The sequence below is a fragment of the Halomonas sp. SpR1 genome (genome assembly GCF_031010175.1).
Classification (GTDB): Bacteria; Pseudomonadota; Gammaproteobacteria; order Pseudomonadales; family Halomonadaceae; genus Vreelandella.
The window spans coordinates 1-13,753 of sequence record NZ_JAUAMB010000007.1 but is presented as its reverse complement, the minus strand read 5'-3'; the positions used below and the strand labels follow the sequence as shown (position 1 = coordinate 13,753).

General features: G+C 57.1%; 14 protein-coding genes. 11 read left to right on the top strand and 3 right to left on the bottom strand.

Annotated features, from left to right (window positions below; all coding sequences use genetic code 11):
* Positions 1 to 58: 58 nt before the first annotated feature.
* From QT231_RS07070 to QT231_RS07020, 11 genes are all read left to right on the top strand, one after another.
* Positions 59 to 1,381 (top strand): sugar ABC transporter substrate-binding protein, encoded by a 1,323-nt coding sequence (locus tag QT231_RS07070; RefSeq protein ID WP_308336209.1) that lies wholly within the window; start codon positions 59 to 61, stop codon positions 1,379 to 1,381.
* A 121-nt stretch (positions 1,382 to 1,502) separates the two neighbouring features.
* Positions 1,503 to 2,393 carry a carbohydrate ABC transporter permease gene (locus QT231_RS07065; RefSeq protein WP_226248532.1) on the top strand — a complete coding sequence of 297 codons (891 nt, stop codon included), beginning with the start codon at positions 1,503 to 1,505 and terminating at the stop codon, positions 2,391 to 2,393.
* Between the two features lie 29 nt (positions 2,394 to 2,422).
* Entirely contained in the window at positions 2,423 to 3,289 is an 867-nt protein-coding gene (locus QT231_RS07060) for a carbohydrate ABC transporter permease (RefSeq protein WP_308336207.1), read from the top strand.
* Between the two features lie 12 nt (positions 3,290 to 3,301).
* Positions 3,302 to 4,453, top strand: a complete 1,152-nt coding sequence (locus tag QT231_RS07055; RefSeq protein ID WP_308336206.1) for a sn-glycerol-3-phosphate ABC transporter ATP-binding protein UgpC — start codon at positions 3,302 to 3,304, stop codon at positions 4,451 to 4,453.
* Positions 4,450 to 5,121, top strand: coding sequence for an HAD-IA family hydrolase (locus QT231_RS07050; RefSeq protein WP_308336205.1), 672 nt, complete (start codon positions 4,450 to 4,452; stop codon positions 5,119 to 5,121). Before QT231_RS07055 ends, QT231_RS07050 begins: the two co-directional genes overlap by 4 nt.
* A gap of 57 nt (positions 5,122 to 5,178) precedes the next feature.
* Positions 5,179 to 5,964 carry an L-iditol 2-dehydrogenase gene (locus QT231_RS07045; protein ID WP_308336204.1) on the top strand — a complete coding sequence of 262 codons (786 nt, stop codon included), beginning with the start codon at positions 5,179 to 5,181 and terminating at the stop codon, positions 5,962 to 5,964.
* A gap of 7 nt (positions 5,965 to 5,971) precedes the next feature.
* Positions 5,972 to 6,592 carry a nucleoside/nucleotide kinase family protein gene (locus QT231_RS07040; RefSeq protein WP_308336203.1) on the top strand — a complete coding sequence of 207 codons (621 nt, stop codon included), beginning with the start codon at positions 5,972 to 5,974 and terminating at the stop codon, positions 6,590 to 6,592.
* Between the two features lie 70 nt (positions 6,593 to 6,662).
* Positions 6,663 to 8,150: a mannitol dehydrogenase family protein gene (locus QT231_RS07035; RefSeq protein WP_308336202.1), complete on the top strand. Its 1,488-nt coding sequence runs from the start codon at positions 6,663 to 6,665 to the stop codon at positions 8,148 to 8,150.
* On the top strand, positions 8,150 to 9,640 hold the full coding sequence (xylB, locus tag QT231_RS07030) for a xylulokinase (RefSeq protein WP_308336201.1): 1,491 nt from the start codon (positions 8,150 to 8,152) through the stop codon (positions 9,638 to 9,640). Before QT231_RS07035 ends, xylB begins: the two co-directional genes overlap by 1 nt.
* Before the next feature lie 34 nt (positions 9,641 to 9,674).
* Positions 9,675 to 10,628 (top strand): transaldolase, encoded by a 954-nt coding sequence (gene tal / locus QT231_RS07025; RefSeq protein ID WP_308336200.1) that lies wholly within the window; start codon positions 9,675 to 9,677, stop codon positions 10,626 to 10,628.
* Between the two features lie 84 nt (positions 10,629 to 10,712).
* Positions 10,713 to 11,555 carry a fructosamine kinase family protein gene (locus QT231_RS07020; RefSeq protein WP_308336199.1) on the top strand — a complete coding sequence of 281 codons (843 nt, stop codon included), beginning with the start codon at positions 10,713 to 10,715 and terminating at the stop codon, positions 11,553 to 11,555.
* A gap of 20 nt (positions 11,556 to 11,575) precedes the next feature.
* Here the strand turns inward: QT231_RS07020 and cynS are convergent, their stop codons facing one another.
* The 3 genes from cynS to QT231_RS07005 all read right to left on the bottom strand — a co-directional run.
* Positions 11,576 to 12,016, bottom strand: a complete 441-nt coding sequence (cynS, locus tag QT231_RS07015; protein WP_308336198.1) for a cyanase — start codon at positions 12,014 to 12,016, stop codon at positions 11,576 to 11,578.
* 54 nt (positions 12,017 to 12,070) lie between these two features.
* Complete coding sequence (locus QT231_RS07010) at positions 12,071 to 12,883, bottom strand: formate/nitrite transporter family protein (protein ID WP_308336197.1); 813 nt, start codon at positions 12,881 to 12,883, stop codon at positions 12,071 to 12,073.
* A gap of 467 nt (positions 12,884 to 13,350) precedes the next feature.
* Positions 13,351 to 13,753 (bottom strand): transposase (locus QT231_RS07005; protein WP_308336196.1); only part of this gene is annotated, 403 nt, incomplete at its 5' end.

Here is a 13,753-nt window from a genome sequence, read left to right as displayed (position 1 = left end):
GATGATCAATAAGATCAAGGCGACAACAATGCCAATACAAGCCCATTAGGAGTGCTTTATGCGACTCGCACGTCACTTACCCGTTACTACGCTAGCGGCTGCCATCGCCATTTCAGGCCATGCCCAGGCACAAACTGAAATTACCGTGGCCACGGTTAATAACAACGATATGGTGATTATGCAGAGCCTCACCGAGGCTTTCGAAGAAGCACATCCCGACATCACCCTGGACTGGGTGGTGCTGGAGGAGAACGTGCTTCGCCAACGCATGACCACCGATATTGCCACCGGTGGCGCCCAGTTCGATGTCATGACCATCGGTACTTACGAAGTGCCTATTTGGGCTGAACGCGGCTGGCTTTCACCGCTGGATAACCTGCCCGACGATTACAACGAAGGCGACCTGCTAGCCTCCGTTCGCGATGGTTTAAGCTACGACGATACGCTTCACGCACTGCCGTTTTATGCTGAAAGCTCAATGATGTACTACCGCACGGATCTATTCGAAGAAGCGGGTATTGAGATGAGCGAGCAGCCCACCTGGGCAGAGGTGCGCGAGTGGGCTGGTGAGCTACATGGCACTCAGGATGGCTTGGCCGGTATCTGTTTACGCGGCAAGCCGGGCTGGGGCGAAAACATGGCCTTTGTCTCCACGCTGGTGAACACCTACGGTGGCCGCTGGTTTGACGAAGAGTGGAACCCAGAACTCAACTCTGAGGCGTGGGTTAACGCTATTCAGTTTTATGTCGATTTACTCAACGACTACGGCCCGCCGGGGGCAAGCTCCAATGGCTTTAACGAGAACCTGGCGCTATTCTCCCGTGGCAACTGCGCCATGTGGGTGGATGCTACCTCGGCAGCCGGCAAACTGTATGACGGCAATGAATCCGATGTGGCGGACAGCCTAGGGTTTGCCCCGGCTCCAGTGGCCGAAACACCTAAGGGCTCCCACTGGTTGTGGTCCTGGGCGTTAGCCATCCCGGCTTCTTCAGAAAACCAGGACGCGGCACGTGAATTTATTACCTGGGCGACCTCCCAGGAGTACATTGAGCTGGTCGGTGAAACCCAAGGCTGGACCAGCGTGCCACCAGGTACCCGTGAGTCGACCTACGCCAATGAGCAGTACACCGAAGCCGCTCCCTTTGCTGACTTCGTGTTAAAGGCCATTAAGGACGCCGACCCCACCGACTCCACCCTTGAACCCAACCCCTATGTTGGCGTGCAGTTCGTCGGTATCCCCGAGTTTCAGTCAATCGGCACCCAGGTTGGCCAAACCATTGCCGCGGCGTTAACCGGTGACATGACGGTAGAGCAGGCACTGGACAGTGCTCAGCGTGCCACCGAACGCACCATGCAGCGGGCTGGCTACATCGAACGATAAATGAGATCGACGCCTGCCAGCCTCGTGGTCACTACAGCGGAGGCAGGCGTTTTATCGATGTTTTCGAGCAGCTTTCGTAAAGAGCTTCTTGTAAAGAGCCTCGTACTTCGCAGGTAATTCCATGACTAAAACACGTGCTTCCGGCCGTACCGTCGGTGGGCTGAGAACGCTGTCGCTCCAAGCGCCGGCCGTGACCCTACTGCTGCTATGGATGATTGTGCCGTTAGGCATGACGCTATGGTTCTCCTTTCAGTATTACAACCTGCTAATGCCCGGTATGGCAGGCTTTGCCGGGCTGGAAAACTATGAATACCTGCTAACCGACCCTGCGCTCTGGAAGGCCATGGGCAACACGCTGCTCCTGGTGGGGTGGGTGCTGGCAATTACCGTGATAGGCGGCACCCTGCTGGCGGTGCTGTTCCAGCAGGAGTTCGCAGGGCGCGGGATCGCTCGTGTACTGGCGATCTCGCCATTTTTTGTGATGCCCACCGTGAGTGCGCTGGTGTGGAAGAACATGATGATGCACCCCTCTAACGGGGTGCTGGCGTGGCTGGCTGAGTCCATCGGGTTGCCCGCCGTCGACTGGTTCTCCTCACTGCCGCTGACCTCGATTGTAATCATTGTGGCGTGGCAGTGGTTGCCTTTTGCACTGCTGATTCTGCTCACTGCGATGCAGTCGCTGGATGAGGATCAAGTGGAGGCCGCCAGAATGGATGGGGCAGGGCCAGTGGCGATCTTCTTCTTTATTACGCTGCCGCACCTAAAGCGTGCCATCAGTGTGGTAATCATGATTGAGATGATCTTCCTGCTGACTATTTTTGCCGAGATTTTTGTCACCACCTCCGGTGGGCCTGGCTTGGCCACTACCAATCTGGCCTACCTGATTTACATTCGTGCGCTACTGGATTTTGACGTCGGCACTGCCTCCGCCGGTGGGGTGATCGCGATCATTCTCGCCAATATCGTGGCGATCTTCCTGGTCCGTATGGTGGCCAAAAACCTGGAAGAGTAGACCGGCACTTATGTCCTGGGAGTACTTCGATGACAACATTAAGTTCCAAAACCGCAGCGCCCCGATCAGTGTCGGGATGGCGGTCGGCGCAAAGCAAGCGAGCCATCATAACGGTGCTGGGCTGGATGGTAGCGTTGGTGATCTTCTTTCCGATTTTCTGGATGATCCTGACGGGCTTTAAAACCGAAACCGCGGCGATTGCCGATCCCACGCTAATTTTTTCACCTACCCTGGAAAGCTATCAGGCGGTACATGCACGTTCGGGCTATACCCGATTTGCACTCAATAGCGTAGCGGTGGCGTTTGGTTCAACGTTCTTCGCGCTGTTGATTGCGATTCCTTCAGCCTACGCCATGGCTTTTTTGCCCACTAAGCGTACTAAAGGCACCTTGCTGTGGATGCTCTCCACCAAAATGCTGCCCTCGGTGGGCGTTCTGGTACCGATCTATCTGATCTTCCGCGACGTCGGCCTGCTCGACACCCGCACCGGGCTGATCATCATCTATACGCTGATGAACCTGCCGATTGTGGTGTGGATGCTCTATACCTTCTTCAAGGATATGCCCAAAGACATTCTGGAAGCGGGGCGTATGGACGGTGCCTCGACCCTCCAGGAAGTGTTTTTCCTGTTGCTGCCGCTAACGCTGCCGGGCATCGCCTCAACGGGCTTGTTATCGGTCATTCTAAGTTGGAATGAGGCGTTCTGGAGTCTCAACCTGACCTCTTCCAAAGCTGCACCATTAACCGCCTACATCGCCTCATTCTCAAGCCCTGAGGGGCTGTTCTGGGCCAAACTGTCTGCCGCTTCCACCATGGCCATCGCACCGATTTTGATACTCGGTTGGATGACCCAGAAACAGATGGTCCGTGGCCTCACCTTTGGTGCCGTCAAGTAAAGGATTTTCCTCATGGCAACACTACAACTACACAATATTACTAAGCGTTTCGGCGATACCGAGGTGATCAAGGGCATCGACCTTGAAGTGAACGACCGAGAATTTGTGGTCTTCGTGGGGCCTTCCGGCTGCGGTAAATCGACCCTAATGCGCATGATCGCCGGGCTGGAAAGTGCCACCGACGGCGATATTTTGATCGACGGCCAGCGTATCAATGACGTAGGCCCGGCCGATCGCGGCCTCGCCATGGTGTTTCAGAGCTACGCGCTCTACCCGCACATGACGGTAGAGGGCAACATGGGCTTCAGCATGCGCCTAGCGGGTGTGCCCAAGGAGGAGCGCCGTGCCAAAGTACTGGAGGCGGCCAAAATTCTGCAGCTAGAACCGCTGTTGGATCGTAAGCCCAAAGCGCTCTCCGGCGGCCAGCGTCAGCGCGTAGCGATTGGCCGGGCGATTGTGCGTAACCCCAGCATCTTCCTATTTGATGAGCCGCTCTCCAACCTGGATGCCGCGCTCCGGGTGCAGATGCGTATCGAGCTGGCGCGCCTCCACGATGAGCTGGACGCTACCATGATCTACGTCACCCACGACCAGATCGAAGCGATGACCATGGCGGATAAAATCGTTGTCCTCCACGACGGTGTGGTCGAGCAGGTGGGCTCACCCATGGCGCTTTACCACCATCCGCGCAATCGCTTTGTGGCGGGCTTTATTGGCTCACCGAAAATGAATTTTCTACCGGTAACGTTGACCGGTGTAGCGCCTGGCGGGGTAGGTATTCGTCTGCCCGGCGGCGGGGAGCGCAGCATTCCGGTGGACGGCGCACGCCTGGAGGAGAGCGCTGCTCTGGAACTGGGTGTTCGCCCGGAACACCTGGTGCTTGATGAACAGGGCCCGTTGAGCGGTGAAATTAAAGTCTTGGAGCGTCTAGGTGGCCAGACCTCGCTCTATGTCCAGATGGACGATGAGCTAGTCACCATCATGGCCGATGGGCACGTGGCCTACCGGGTCAACGATACGGTGCATTTCGGCTTTGTCCCTGAGCGTGCCCATCTCTTTGATGCTAGTGGCTTGGCTCTGCCGAGCTTGCAGCAGCATCCGCTGGCAGGGCTAACCCGCCACGATAACCGCGCCCCCGGCTCGCCTTCTGAGGAGCCTGCATGAGGACACTCATCTTTGACTGCGATGGCGTGCTGGTCGACAGCGAAGCCCTTGCCGAAGGCATGCTGGTGGAGTTCCTCTCCCACTGGCTGCCCGATCTGAATATTGATCAGGAGCTTGGTCAGGCATTGGGGATGACCACGGCGGCTATTCTCGCTCATCTCGAAGCATTAAGCGCCCACACCCTGCCCGTGGATGCCACCGAACAGGTAGATACCGCCATTGAGGCGCGCTTGGCGCGGGAGCTTAAGGCGATAGAGGGGGCTGATAAGGCGATTCGCAGCATTCGCTTGGAGAAGGCCGTTGTTTCCAACAGTCGCCGCAGCCGGGTGCTGGCGTCACTGGCGAGCACGGGGCTGGCCGATGCGTTAGGCGAGGTGCCTATTTTTACCGCTGATCAGGTGGCTAACCCCAAACCCGACCCCGCGCTCTATCGCTTGGCAGCCTCTCAGTTAGGCCAAGTGCCGCGAGATTGCCTGGTAGTGGAAGACAGCGTGGCCGGCGTAACCGCCGCTCATGCCGCAGGCATGTGCGTCATTGGTTTTGTCGGCGCCAGCCATGTGGATGCTGAGCAGTCGGCGCGGCTGACGCAAGCCGGCGCTTGGCGCATTTTAGCGCATATGCACGGCCTGGAAGCCTTGGTGGATGAGTGGCAAAGCAGTGGTCAATAGGTCATTTAATGAAGGGTTTCCGGCAATAACGGCGCAGCGATAAATGAGAGCATAACGATGAAGCTAAACAACAAAGTCGCGGTGATTACCGGCGGCGCGCGGGGCATCGGATTGGCCATTGCCCAGCGCTATATAAGCGAAGGCGCCAGCGTTGTGGTGGCGGATATTGATCGCCTTGACATTGATGATGCAGTGGCGACACTGCAGCAGCAGGCGCCTAGTGAAAAGGTGATGGGGGTTGAGCTCAATGTCTGCGTTCAGGCCTCGATAGATGCCATGGTAGAGGCGGTAAACAAGCGCTTTGGCGGCATCGATATTCTGGTCAATAACGCCGCCGTCTTTGATATGGCGCCGGTGCTTGAGGTGGCCGAGGCGAGCTTCGACAAGCAGTTTGCGGTCAATACCAAAGGAATGTTCTTCACCCTGCAAGCGGTTGCCCGTTCGATGGTGGCCCGCGGCCAGGGGGGAAAAATTATCAATATGGCTTCCCAGGCAGGTCGTCGCGGTGAAGCACTGGTAAGCGTTTACTGCGCTAGCAAAGCCGCTGTCATCAGCCTCACCCAATCCAGCGGCTTGGATCTCATCAAACACCGCATCAACGTTAATGGCATCGCCCCCGGCGTGGTGGATACGCCGATGTGGGAAGAAGTCGACGCGCTGTTTGCCCGCTATGAAAACCGCCCACTCGGCGAGAAGAAGCGCCTCGTGGGTGAGGCAGTGCCGTTTGGGCGTATGGGGCTTCCCGAAGATCACACTGGCGCCGCCGTGTTTTTGGCCAGCCAAGACAGTGACTACGTGGTCGCTCAGACGCTCAATGTCGATGGCGGCAACTGGATGAGCTGAGATGGTCATGACCCCTGATCTAGATACCTTAGCCCGGCAGATTATTGGCGCCGCTGAAGGCGCCTCACGCTATCTGGTAGCGCTGGCAGGGCCACCGGGGGCAGGAAAATCCTACCGCAGCGCTCAGCTCTGCGCTGCCATTAATCAACGCCTGCCAGGCCAAGCTGGGCTAGTGCCCATGGACGGCTACCACTTCGATAACGCCGTGCTGGGCGAGCAGCAGGTGCCGGTAAAAGGTGCGCCCCATACCTTCGATGTGGAGGGACTTCGCTGCGACCTCGAACGCATCCGCCACGCTAGCCACACGGTAGCGGTGCCGGTGTTTGATCGCCCGCTGGACTTAGCCCGTGCCGGTGGACGTCTGATTACCCTTGAACAGCGCATCGTTATTGTCGAGGGCAACTACCTACTGCTTGACCGGTCCCCTTGGCGTGAACTGCGCCCGCTGTTCGATTGGACGCTGTTTATAGATGTCGACGACGTCGTGCTGGTTGATCGGCTGATCAATCGCTGGCTTGAAATGGGCCAGGATCGCGCTGGGGCGCTGGAGCGCACCCACCATAAAGATATGCTCAACGCGCAGTTAGTGAAAAGTTGCTGTTTACCGCCTGACCAGCGCTGGCGCTAGTGCTCGTATATCGTCTTTATCCGCTTTTATTCACCCAATCGCGCCAAGTAGGCCTTGGCTGGAGAGTCCCATGACCCGTCTTAACAATCACAACCTGGGCAAGCTAACCGTCGATGTTGCCAAACCAACCTATGACCGCAAAACGCTTACCCCCGGTATTGTGCATATCGGGGTAGGCGGCTTTCACCGCGCCCACCAAGCGATGTACCTGGATACGTTGATGAACCAGGGCGAAGCGCTGGACTGGGGCATTGTGGGCGTGGGCGTGATGCCTGGCGATAAACGCATGCAGCAGGCGCTGGCAGCGCAGGACTATCTCTACACCCTGGTGGTCAAACATCCTGACGGCCAGTACGAACCAAGAGTCATTGGCAGCATAGTGAACTACCTGTTTGCGCCGGAAGAGACTGAGGCCGTGATTGAGCAGATGGCCGATCCGGCGATTCGTATTGTGTCGCTGACGGTGACCGAGGGCGGTTACAACTTTCACCCGGTGAGCGGCGAATTCGATCTTGAAAACCCTCAGGTCGAGGCTGATCTTGCTAATCCCACTCAGCCCACTACCAGTTTCGGGCTAGTGGTGGAGGCACTTGCCCGCCGCCGTGCCCGGGGCATCGCACCGTTTACCGTAATGTCCTGCGATAACATTCAAGGCAACGGCGACGTGGCCAAGCGCATGTTCGGCGCCTATGCCCAGGCGCGGGATGCCGAGTTAGGCGCCTGGCTGGCAGCCGAGGTAGCGTTCCCCAACGCGATGGTGGATCGTATTACGCCGGTAACGTCGACCACGGATATTGACGAACTGAGTCAGCGCTTTGGTGTAGAGGACGCTTGGCCGGTAGTCTGCGAACCCTTCACCCAGTGGGTATTGGAAGATCACTTCTCCCTCGGGCGCCCAGCGTTTGATAAAGTGGGTGTCCAAGTCGTGGAGGATGTCGAGCCCTACGAATTGATGAAGCTGCGCCTGCTCAACGCCAGTCACCAAGCGTTGACCTATTTTGGCTATTTAGCCGGATACCGCTACGCCCACGAGGTGTGTCAGGATCCGCTATTTGTCGATTTTTTACTTGGTTATATGCGCGAAGAGGGCACACCCACTCTGGCGCCGGTACCTGGGGTCGATCTTGAAAGCTATCGTTTAACGTTGATTGAGCGTTTCGCCAACCCGCAGATCAAAGATACTTTGGCGCGACTCTGTGCCGAGAGCTCTGATCGCATTCCCAAATGGTTAGTGCCAGTGATTCGCCAGCAGTTGGCTCAGGACGGCGAGATAGAACGCAGTGCTGCGGTGGTGGCCAGCTGGGCACGCTACGCTGAGGGGGTAGACGAGCAGGGCGAGCCGATTGAAATCGTCGATCGTTTAAAAGCGCCGTTAATGGCGATTGCTGCCGAAAATCGCTCGCGGCCCACGGCCTTTATCGAAAACCGTGAGCTGTTTGGCGATTTAATCGACGCTCCGCGTTTTGTTAAAGCCTATTTAACCGCCCTGAAGTCACTGCACGAACGCGGCGCACGCGCTACGCTAGAAGGTCTGGCGGCATCTAAGGGGACGTTTTGATGTATATCGGGGTCGATTGCGGTACTCAGAGTACCAAGGTAGTAGTGGTAGACGTTGAGCAAGGCAAAATACTCGCTGAAGCAAGCCGTGGTCATCACCTGGACGAAGGCGAAAATGGTCGTCGCGAGCAATCGCCTGCCGAGTGGCTGACGGCCCTGAAAGAGGCGTTTTTTGCCGCGCTGGACAAAGCCGCTGTATCGGCGAGCCAAGTGCGCGGTATCGGGGTTTCCGGCCAGCAGCACGGTATGGTGGCGCTCGATGGGGATGGCGTGCCGGTATACCCCGCCAAGCTATGGTGCGATACCGAGACCAGTGCCCAGAACGCTGATCTGGTTACCCGCCTGGGTGGCGAAGCAGGCTGTCTGGACAGGTTGGGGCTGGTGCTGCAAACCGGTTATACAGCCTCTAAGGTCGCCTGGTTGCGCGAGCGTCAGCCGGATGCATACAAACGCATCGAGAGCCTGCTCCTACCCCACGACTACCTCAATTTCTGGCTTACCGGAGAACGCGTCACCGAAGCGGGCGATGCGTCGGGCACTGGCTACTTCGATACCCGCAAGCGCTGCTGGCAGCTGGATGTTTTTTCAGAGATAGCCCCAGAATTAGACCCGACTCGAGTGTTGCCCCGAGTACTGAACGCCCATGAGCCGGTAGGTTATGTACGCTCAGAAGTGGCCCGGGAACTAGGGCTTGGCGATCAGGTGGTCGTCTCCTCCGGTGGCGGCGACAATATGCTCGGCGCTATCGGTACCGGCAATATTACCCCGGGGCTGATCACGCTGAGTTTAGGTACTTCCGGTACTGTTTGCGCGTATTCGGCGACGCCTGTTGAGTGCGATAGCGCAATGGTTGCCAACTTCTGCTCCAGCACCGGCGGCTGGCTACCGCTGATCTGCACCATGAACGTCACGTCGGCCACTACGCGGGTACGCGAGCTGTTTGGTTTAGACTTGGCGGCTTTTGGAGAGAAAGTGGCCAGCGCGCCCATAGGCGCCGAGGGTGTTACCGTGCTGCCATTTTTCAACGGCGAGCGGGTGCCCATGCTGCCGGATGCCTCGGCGGACTTCCTTGGCCTGACCAGTCTTAATACCACCCAGGCTAATGTGTGCCGGGCGGTGGTGGAGGGGGCCACTTTCGGGCTACGCTATGGGCTGGAATTGCTGGGTGATTTAACCGCCGGGGCCAGTCAGATTCGGCTGATCGGTGGCGGCGCTAAAAGCCCCGTGTGGCGGCAGATGGTGGCGGATATTACCGACACCCAGGTGATTTGCCCCGAAATTACCGATGCGGCCGCGCTAGGCGCCGCGATACAGGCGGCCTGGTGCGACCAGCGTTCAGAGGGCGTCACCCTGGAAGCGCTGTGTGAAAAATTAGTCCACCTGGATGCCCAGTCACTGGCCGACCCTCATCCGGAGCGGGTGGCCGCCTACCAACCGATTTATGCGCGCTACTGCGCAGCACTTGAACAACGCCATGGCGGCGTGAAGTGATTATTAAGCATTTGACGAATATCAAGGAGATTTTATGACCAGCCAGCTGCAACAGTTGAAGCAACATTCGCTTGTCGTCGCCGACACCGGTGATCTTGACGCTATTCGTCGTTATCAGCCTCAGGATGCCACCACCAATCCTTCGCTGTTGCTCAAGGCGTTTAGCCTGTCCGGTTACCAAGCGCTGATTGACGAAGAGCTAAGCAGCGTAAAAGCCTCAGGTGGCAGCCGTGAAGAGCAGGTTAAGCATGCCGTTGATCGCCTGGCGGTAGCCATGGGCAGCGAGATAGCAGCCGTTGTGCCTGGGCGTGTGTCTACCGAAGTCGCTGCGCGGCTGTCGTTTGATACCCAGGCCAGCATTGCCAAAGCCCACGAGTTAATCGAGTTGTACGATGCCCGCGGTGTGTCGCGGGATCGCGTGCTCATCAAGCTGGCGTCTACCTGGGAAGGCATTCGTGCCGCCGAGGTGCTAGAGCGCGAGGGCATTCAATGCAACCTGACGCTGCTGTTCAGCGATGCCCAGGCCCAGGCGTGCTTTGATGCCGGGGTGTTTCTGATCTCTCCCTTTGTTGGCCGCGTGACCGATTGGTACAAAAAAGAGACCGGCAATGATTACACGCCGGAAAACGACCCGGGCGTTCAGTTTGTGCAAGGCGTTTGCCAGCGTGCCAACCAGGGCGGCTATGAAACCGTGGTCATGGGCGCAAGCTTCCGCACCACCGGCCAGGTACTTGCCCTGGCAGGCTGCCCACGGCTGACGATTTCGCCGGCGCTGTTGGAGGAACTGGACGCAACAGAAGGCAGCGTAAATGCGCAGATTCAATCTGGCGAAGGCCGCGGTAAACCAGTTGAACCGTTGAACGAGGCCGCTTTCCGCTGGGGCCACAGTCAGGACGCCATGGCCACCGACAAACTGGCCGAAGGTATCCGCCGCTTCCACGATGACCAGCTTGAGCTAGAGAGCCTGATCGATAAACGGCTGGGCTAACATACAGGTTAGCCCATGGTGTCGGGGTTAGGGTGCACCCTAACCCCGACGCAGTTATTCATTCGGGGACAGGGAGAAAGTCTCATGGATGCCACCCTGAGCCAGCTATTGGAATCTATCGACTTAACCCCCACTGGCAATTTGCAGCCGCTCAGTGGGGGAGATATCGCCGCGGTGTACCGTCTGGAGACGCGCCAGGGGCAGGTGGTGATTAAGCACGACGACGCAGCGCGGCTAAACGGCGAAGCCGAGGGACTGCGTGCCTTGCGAAGTGCCTGCGAGAAGCTTGCGGTGCCGGAGATCTTAGGGTTGTCAGCGGGCTGGCTGGTCATTGAGTCGTTGGACACCGTGCCCAGTGGGGCGAAAAGTGAAGCAGCGCTTGGCGAAGGGCTACGCGGTTTGCACAGTGTGATTGGCGATGCCCACGGCTGGCATCAGGATAACGCCTGCGGGCAAACGCCCCAGCCGAATGCTCCCCTTAATGACGGACGGGCCTTCCAGCGCGAGCGTCGTTTATTACCGCTGTGTGAAGCGTGTTACCAGCAAGGGCTGTTAGATGGTGAATTGCGAGGGCGAATCGAGCGCTTGGCCCAGGATTTGGAGAGCTGGTTATCCGATGCACCGCCCAGTTTGCTGCATGGTGACCTATGGTCGGGGAATGTGCTCTTCACGACCAAGGGGCCAGCGATTATCGATCCAGCGGTGTATCGCCACTACCCAGAGGTAGACGTGGCGATGCTGACGCTATTTGGCTCGCCGGGCGAAGCGTTTTTTGACGCCTACTGGGACGGCGACGCCCCGACCGACTGGTCGAGGCGTGAAGCGCTGTTTCAGCTTTATCCGTTGCTGAATCACCTGCTGCTGTTCGGTGCTGGTTATCGCTCGGCGGTTGAACGCAGCGTGGCGAGGCTCGAGTCTTTCACCTGAGCCTTACCAGCACTTGTGTTTTACCAAGATTTATAGGGCAAAAACTTGCCGTTCAAAGTGAGCAGTACCCGGTCGCCCTTGGGGTCTTCGACTTTGTCGACCTCCATGGTGAAGTCGATGGCGCTCATAATGCCGTCGCCAAACTTTTCCTGCACGACGTCTTTCAGGGTCTCCCCGTACACACCGACGACCTCATATAGGCGGTAGATAAATGGATCCTGGGGGATCGCTTCATCCCAGGCTTTGGTGGGGAAGGCTACCAGGGCAACGGCAACATCGTTCTCCACACCTAGGGTATCGCAAATCTTATGGGCGATATCGGCGCTGGCGCTGTTCATGCCGTAGCAGGCGGAGGCCACCCACACCGGCGACATGCCAACCGCTTTACCAATATCGTCCCAGCTCATTTTGTTGCGCGCTTTGGCGGCGAGCAGGGTGTGACGCATTTCGAGCTTATCCATTATGGTTCTCCTCTAGAGTGGAAGGCGAGTGACGCCCTTTTTTTGGCGACTGGATCAAGACAACACTTTTTTGGGCTGAGTACGGACGTGGGTGGTATAGAGCACCAAACCTACCAGCGTCAGACCGCCAACCAAGTTGCCCAGTACCGTAGGGATTTCGTTCCACATAATGTATTGATACAGGGTGAAATCGGCGCCCATCATCAGGCCAATGGGGAACAGGAACATGTTGACCACGGAGTGCTCAAAACCAAGATAGAAAAACACGATGATCGGCATCCACATGGCCATGATTTTGCCGGAAACCGTTGTCGAGATGGCGGCACCTACGACGCCCATGGATACCATCCAGTTGCAGAACATGCCTCTCAGGAAGAGCACAATCCAACCGGCAAGTCCCGCCTCCTGGTAACCCACTGTGCGACTTTCACCCACGTTCATCATCGTTTGGCCGACAGCGTTGATCTCCTCGGTACCGCCCATGGTGAAATTCAGATAGCCAAAGGTGGCGATAAACAGGGCGCCTCCCAGGTTGCCGAGCCCCACCAGCGCCCAGCACTTCAGCATTCGCGGCAGGGTAACCCCGGGCCTTTTGTCGAGCCATGCAATAGGCACCAGCGTAAAAACCCCGGTCAGCAGGTCATAGCCCATCAAATAGAGCATGACGAAGCCCACCGGAAAGAGCAGCGCCCCAATCAGGAAGTTTCCTGTTTGGGTCGCGATAGTGATGGCAAAAATTACCGCCAACGCCAGGGTCGCCCCCGCCATAAAAGCGCGGATAAGCGTATCCCGCGTCCCCATATAGACTTTTGACTCCCCTTGATCCACCAACTTGGTGACAAATTCACTGGGCATTAGATAAGACATATGTATGTCTCCTGTGTCATTTAGATTAATTGACGCTTATTCCAAGAGTTTTAGTGTTTCCTGATAAGAGCAATAAATAGGAGCAACAAAACCGATGGCTGCGCCGTCCTGGTGCAAAAGAGATTAAGCGCGTGGCGCAATCGCACTATTCACATAGGTTTTTCACCAAGCTTTTCCATTTATCTTTCCCGTTTAGCTATTGCTACTTGTGTGTGCTATTTGTGTGCCAACTCGCGCGAAGGATATTTAAATATATGTTTTTAATGACTTAATTGATTTTTATACTGGCGTGCAGGGAAACCCTAGCCCGGATTTCTCATAGCGCCTCTGCCAGTACCGCACTCAGGCTGTAATACCGTAAAACACCTATTGGCACGCCTTAAATAGCCTACTGTTTACCCCTTTTCCGTCGTTCAGACACACTTCCCCCTTTCCCCCATTGTGCCGGGCCGGAGGCGCCCGAGCATTCAGTTCGGCACCAACCGTCTGACGAGATCGGATAGCGCCGCTTTATAGGGGTAGCTGTCACTCATCAGTACTCGGATGCGACGCGTATTGCGGATGATAACTGCGCCCACTTTGATAAGTTTGAGCCTCAGGTTGCTTGGACTCATGCTTGCGAAGGGCGTGTTCTTCAGGTAAGTCCGTAACCGCTCGAACAGCGTATAGGCGAAGCCCGACAAGATCAGCCGCCATTGATTGGCCCACCAGTGCGTGCTGGAAGTGCGGTCAGCAAACAGGCTCAGCTGTTGATCCTTGATCCGGTTCTCCATGTCGCCCCGAGCGCAGTATTGCTCGTAGTAAAGCTTGAAGCCGTCGTCGTAACGGGAACTGATGATAAACCGGGGGTTAGAGCCCAGTTCGCCTTCC

Excerpts from the sequence above, each read along its gene's own strand:
- QT231_RS07070 (WP_308336209.1), top strand. The coding sequence starts at position 59 with ATGCGACTCGCACGTCACTTACCCGTTACTACGCTAGCGGCTGCCATC.
- QT231_RS07065 (WP_226248532.1), top strand. The coding sequence starts at position 1,503 with ATGACTAAAACACGTGCTTCCGGCCGTACCGTCGGTGGGCTGAGAACG.
- QT231_RS07060 (WP_308336207.1), top strand. The coding sequence starts at position 2,423 with ATGACAACATTAAGTTCCAAAACCGCAGCGCCCCGATCAGTGTCGGGA.
- QT231_RS07055 (WP_308336206.1), top strand. The coding sequence starts at position 3,302 with ATGGCAACACTACAACTACACAATATTACTAAGCGTTTCGGCGATACC.
- QT231_RS07050 (WP_308336205.1), top strand. The coding sequence starts at position 4,450 with ATGAGGACACTCATCTTTGACTGCGATGGCGTGCTGGTCGACAGCGAA.
- QT231_RS07045 (WP_308336204.1), top strand. The coding sequence starts at position 5,179 with ATGAAGCTAAACAACAAAGTCGCGGTGATTACCGGCGGCGCGCGGGGC.
- QT231_RS07040 (WP_308336203.1), top strand. The coding sequence starts at position 5,972 with ATGACCCCTGATCTAGATACCTTAGCCCGGCAGATTATTGGCGCCGCT.
- QT231_RS07035 (WP_308336202.1), top strand. The coding sequence starts at position 6,663 with ATGACCCGTCTTAACAATCACAACCTGGGCAAGCTAACCGTCGATGTT.
- xylB (WP_308336201.1), top strand. The coding sequence starts at position 8,150 with ATGTATATCGGGGTCGATTGCGGTACTCAGAGTACCAAGGTAGTAGTG.
- tal (WP_308336200.1), top strand. The coding sequence starts at position 9,675 with ATGACCAGCCAGCTGCAACAGTTGAAGCAACATTCGCTTGTCGTCGCC.
- QT231_RS07020 (WP_308336199.1), top strand. The coding sequence starts at position 10,713 with ATGGATGCCACCCTGAGCCAGCTATTGGAATCTATCGACTTAACCCCC.
- cynS (WP_308336198.1), bottom strand. The coding sequence starts at position 12,016 with ATGGATAAGCTCGAAATGCGTCACACCCTGCTCGCCGCCAAAGCGCGC.
- QT231_RS07010 (WP_308336197.1), bottom strand. The coding sequence starts at position 12,883 with ATGTCTTATCTAATGCCCAGTGAATTTGTCACCAAGTTGGTGGATCAA.